The sequence below is a fragment of the Candidatus Krumholzibacteriia bacterium genome (genome assembly GCA_029865265.1).
Classification (GTDB): Bacteria; Krumholzibacteriota; Krumholzibacteriia; order WVZY01; family JAKEHA01; genus JAKEHA01.
The window spans coordinates 1-4,619 of the sequence record JAOUHG010000083.1; the positions used below are offsets into that span (position 1 = coordinate 1).

The following is a 4,619-nucleotide window of genomic DNA, read 5'->3' on the forward strand; positions in this document are numbered from 1 at the left end:
CTCAGGAGTTTACATCATCTCTTCTCATGGATGCCGACGCATCTGGCGCGCCCGTATTCCTTTCACGTGGCTATCTGGCAGGCCGCGCCGTTGCAATTCACCATCGATCTAGTTCTCCGTTCGCGCCTATGTCATGTGTGTGTCGCGTATCGGTAACTCAATCGCACGCGGCACGGTTGAGCGTGCTCTCCACAAACCATTGAATCTTGTCTAAAGGAGGAATGCGATGTTGCACGTGTATTTTATCGCGCCCATTCCCAATCAGGATCTTAGCTACAAGATTCTGAAGGGGTCCCAACGCGAACCACTGCCGGCCGGCATGCTGGACAAAGTAAAGCGAGGCGACGAGGTCACCTGGACCAACGAGTTCGACAAGATGATCGTACTCGAATTTTACGGACAGATCCGTGGAAACTCTCGAAGCCTGAGGCTGTTTGACGACGATGACGAAACCCGCTCAATCATGCTCAAGCCGCACCAAACCGTGAAAAAAACGGTGAGTCAGTCGGCCGACGAGTGGGAAAAGTCTAACGACGGTTGTTTCCCGCATGGTCATAACATCCACTACTACCGGGTAAGGGGACACAATCTCGATCAGCCCGGCCCCGGCATCATCGTCTGTCCGCCGACCGGACCATGCGGTTGAAGATCAGTCCAGCTCCCGTCGGAGCCACGCCAGAGCGACGCGCGTGTCGCCCTTGATGGTCCGGGGCGACACGCCCAGCTCGGCGGCCACTTCCTCAACCGTCAGCCCCGCGATGAAGCGCATCTCGAGAATGTCGGTTTGACGTTCGCTGAGCTTTGAAAGCCTTTCGAGCGCCCGGTCGAGATCGATGAGGTCGAACTCCGGGGACACTGCCAGTGCGTCATCGGTCAGCGTTACTCGCCTCATGGCGCCACCGTGGCGGGTCGCGCCCTTTCGCTTGGCGTGATCGACGAGGACGCGTCGCATCGTCCGCGCCGCGAGCCGGAGAAAGTGAACCCGGTCCTCGATCGCAATCGGATTCGATTGCATCAGGCGGATGAACGCCTCATCAACCAGTTCGGTGGGGCGGAGGGAGTGGTTGGCGCGTTCGCTGCCCATATAGCGGCGCGCCACTGTTCGCAACTCGTCGTAGAGTTGCTCAAACAGCCTGGCCGGTACGAGCGGTCCCTCGGCGCCGGCGGGAGCGGGTACGTCGTCGTCTGTCATATGTGATTCAGATGCTAGCACGCGCCGCCACGCGAAGAGAAGCGTGACGAGAGCCAGGGTATCCCAGGTCAGTCAGACAGGCCCTTGAGAAGCAGCACCGCCACAACAGCAGCCGCTGCGACCGCCAGAATCAAGAGGTACGCCATGCGGCGTTTGTGCGTGAGCCGCCGATTCGGGCGGGTCCATCGCGGTGGCCGCGAAACGTGTCCCGGCTCTTGCGACAGCTCCCCCGTCTCGAGCAACGCTTCAAGATCGTCGGCCAGTTGCGCCGCGCTTGCATAGCGCGCCCTGGCGTCACGGGCCAGCGCCTTGCCCACAATGTGGTCCAGCTCCCGGGGAATGTGGTCCACAAAGTGACTCAACGTCTCAGCCTCGCAATCCAACGTCGCCTGCAGCACGTTGAGAGGCTTGGGATCCTCGAAGGGCAGGTGCCCGCAGAGCATCTCATAGAGCACGCCCCCCAGGCTGAACACGTCGCTGCCCGGTGTTGCGTCGTCCCCCTGGATCACCTCCGGGGCGATATATCCCACGGTTCCCACCAGCTGCCCCGTTCGGGACAGCCGTGTTGAATCAATAGATCGACGGGCAAGGCCAAAGTCCACGACGATGATGTCGCCGTTGTCACGGATCATGATGTTGCTCGACGTGACGTCTCGGTGAACCAGCCCCATGGCATGCGCGTGAGCGAGGGCCCGCGCGGCATGGAGGCAGGTGCTTACCGCGTCCCGCGGGGCAAGGGGCCCGTTGCGAACGCGCTCCCGGACGGTCTGACCGTCAACGAACTGCATCGCGATGTAGAGTTCCCCGTCGGCCTCGCCGGCGTCGAACACGGCGGCGATCCCGGGGTGGGATACGTCCGCCATTGCGCGTGCTTCGCGGAGGAAGCGAGCCCTGGCAACTTCGGACCGGCGCTGGGGCTCCGGCAGAAACTTGATGGCGACGACACGGCGAAGAAGGGGGTCTTCGGCCTTCCACACCCGTCCCATACCCCCCTGCCCGACGGCGGAGACGATCCGAAACCGGCCGACGGTCCGCCCCGCCATGTCCTCCGGGGGGGCGGCTGCCAGCACGGGCACCTCGGCAGGGTCCTGGGGTTCGGGGAGGTCGTATCGAAAGAGAGAGAGTACCTCGGCCTCCAGAGCCGGGTCCCCCGCGCAGGCCTCTTTGATATGGGCGTCCCGCTGGGCATCCGGGAAGTCCACGGCCTCCACGAAGATCTCGGTGGCTCGCTGGTGGCGTTCGCGGTCGTTCATGGCTAGATAGGGTAGCAACCAAGTGACGGGTATATCAAACCCAGTAACATAGCCCAAGAATGTACTGGGGTTCCACCTTGGTAGAGCGAGAAAACAGCCCTGGCCGTGCAATCTGACCTTGCCCGATGCTCGTCGATATGGCGCTTATTCAGGAAGGACCCCCATAAACAGAACGGAGGGAGAACCATGTCCCGACCAGATCCATATTCTGTCCCCATCGTCCTCTGCGCAGTTCTTTCCATGATCGCCTTGTCAACAGCCAGCTTCGCGGGAACGAAGACCGCAGAGTTCAACCACGGCGACTGCATAGCCGGGAAAACATGCACGCGGTTTGCGGAGCTCACGTTGAAACCCGGCGAATTGTTCACAATAGTCATCGAGAATACCTTTCCCGATCAATTCTACTATCAGATTACGGGCATCATGGCAGTGAAGGAGGAAGTGAGTCCGTCGACAGACGTCTCCTTCACTTTAAATGGTTCGGAGAAAAAAACACTGTCGTACGCACACGATCCCAAATACGGTGGGTACATCGTTCGCGTCACGCCAAAACAAGGCGCCCAACTCGGGACAATGGAAATCACGATTGCTGTGCAGACCTCGGAATGGAAGATCGGCTTCGCCGGCGGCTTTGTGGGATCGGGTCTGACGGACGGCAAATACTACGTTCAGAGTGAAGGGGACACGCTCGTTCTCAGACAGGATAGTGCGGGAGAAGATGCGGTTCGCCTGGGTATCGCGAGCTTCGTCCACGTCTGGCACAGTAAAGTTGATTGGATTGGCCTGTCGCTCGGCCTAGGGCTGGAAGCCGGCAGCAACATCACCTACTACGTCGGGCCGTGTCTTCGCGCGGGCGACAAGGCCGCTCTTGACCTCGGCCTGGCCGTTGGTAGCGTTACAACCCACCCGACTGGCACTCAGGTAGACAAGCCTGTTTCTGATCCGAGTGTCGTAAGCAACCTTGGTAGGCGGAACACCATGGCCTTCTTCGTGAGCCTCTCCTACAGTTTCATCGGTGGGGCAAAGGACAACCTGACGAAACCGTTCGCGGGCAAGTAGCCGCATCCGAGAGTGTCCGACGGAAGAACGCTCCACGTTTGAGCTATCCACCCAGGGGGGCTCACCACAGGCCCTGTTTGACCACCGTCTTGCGGGTCTATGAGGCGATCGCCGTGGGAGTTCTGCTGTCACCATTCACCCCGCCACCCAACGCCGAAGCCATAGTAACTACCCTCGAAGTCGAATTCCGACCCTTCGGGAAAGAAGATCGCGCCGTCGTTTGAAGGGCTCCCTGAGATAGGAGGACCGAAACGGTACTGATAATCAAGATAGCCAAATACTCCCCTCTTCCCGATCTTGATCTCCAGGCCAATGCCCGCGGCATATTGCACCCCAGAACCCTGCAGCACCGTCGTACTCTGACCGAGTTCTTCTTTGTGCTTCGCTGCTGCTGGCCCAGGCTTGCTCACCTTGACCCGCGGCCAGTTGTAGCCAACACCCATTCCTGGCATGAGACGCATGCCCCACATGACCGGAATCATCCGACGATACCACACTGTCAGATATAGCTCGCGCACTTCCAGTTCATGGTCTTCGTCCAAGAATGTAATATCACTCTGAGCCAGATAGCCACACTCGATCCCCACTATGTTCAAACCACTTACGTGGTATCCGACATCCGCCACAAGGTACATTTGATACGGTAGATCGGATGTCGATTGGAAATCCGCAACGCGCGCCTCTATGGCGGTATGAGTAACATCGCTAAACACCAACGTTCCCCTGGCTCCAATGGTATGCGAGTCTTCGCTCGCTGTCGCCGGAACAGCAGCCATTGATATCCAGCACACGCAGGAGATCGTGATGCGCACGAGCTTGCGTCCTACTGACATGGGGGTCCCCCCCGGCTCGGGCGTAACGGCAGAAGGTATTCTGACGGGCCATCCGGAATCGTCGTCTCGTTCACGACTGTCGTCGGCGTTCCGGCAAGATCGATCTCCAGAACCCATCCCTGATACCAGTAGTCTTTCAGAAACCGTCTCGTGAAACCTCCGCAGAATGCTCGGGTGTCTTTAACATCGATCGCCCACAACCGCGACTCGTATCCTGCCGATCCGAAGCTGCGATGAAAGACGATGTCACCATCAGGAAGATTGACCTTCGTCAGTGAGCTT

6 protein-coding genes are annotated in these 4,619 nt (G+C 59.3%); 2 read left to right on the forward strand and 4 right to left on the reverse strand.

The genetic code is table 11. The annotated features are described in order from the left end of the window. The first annotated feature begins 226 nt into the window (after positions 1-226). Positions 227-646 carry a hypothetical protein gene (locus OEX18_15710; protein MDH4338709.1) on the forward strand — a complete coding sequence of 140 codons (420 nt, stop codon included), beginning with the start codon at positions 227-229 and terminating at the stop codon, positions 644-646. 3 nt (positions 647-649) lie between these two features. On the opposite strand, the gene OEX18_15715 is transcribed toward OEX18_15710, so the two are convergent. Together OEX18_15715 and OEX18_15720 are read right to left on the reverse strand one after the other, a co-directional pair. Continuing rightward, positions 650-1,192 carry an ECF-type sigma factor gene (locus tag OEX18_15715; GenBank protein MDH4338710.1) on the reverse strand — a complete coding sequence of 181 codons (543 nt, stop codon included), beginning with the start codon at positions 1,190-1,192 and terminating at the stop codon, positions 650-652. A gap of 68 nt (positions 1,193-1,260) precedes the next feature. Beyond that, positions 1,261-2,445 (reverse strand): serine/threonine protein kinase, encoded by a 1,185-nt coding sequence (locus OEX18_15720; protein ID MDH4338711.1) that lies wholly within the window; start codon positions 2,443-2,445, stop codon positions 1,261-1,263. Positions 2,446-2,631: 186 nt separating this feature from the next. On the opposite strand from OEX18_15720, the gene OEX18_15725 reads away from it, so the two are divergent. Then, positions 2,632-3,504, forward strand: a complete 873-nt coding sequence (locus OEX18_15725; protein ID MDH4338712.1) for a hypothetical protein — start codon at positions 2,632-2,634, stop codon at positions 3,502-3,504. 128 nt (positions 3,505-3,632) lie between these two features. On the opposite strand, the gene OEX18_15730 is transcribed toward OEX18_15725, so the two are convergent. Next, positions 3,633-4,316 (reverse strand): hypothetical protein, encoded by a 684-nt coding sequence (locus tag OEX18_15730; protein ID MDH4338713.1) that lies wholly within the window; start codon positions 4,314-4,316, stop codon positions 3,633-3,635. Positions 4,317-4,327: 11 nt separating this feature from the next. After that, a partial coding sequence (locus OEX18_15735) for a hypothetical protein (protein ID MDH4338714.1) occupies positions 4,328-4,619 on the reverse strand: 292 nt, incomplete at its 5' end.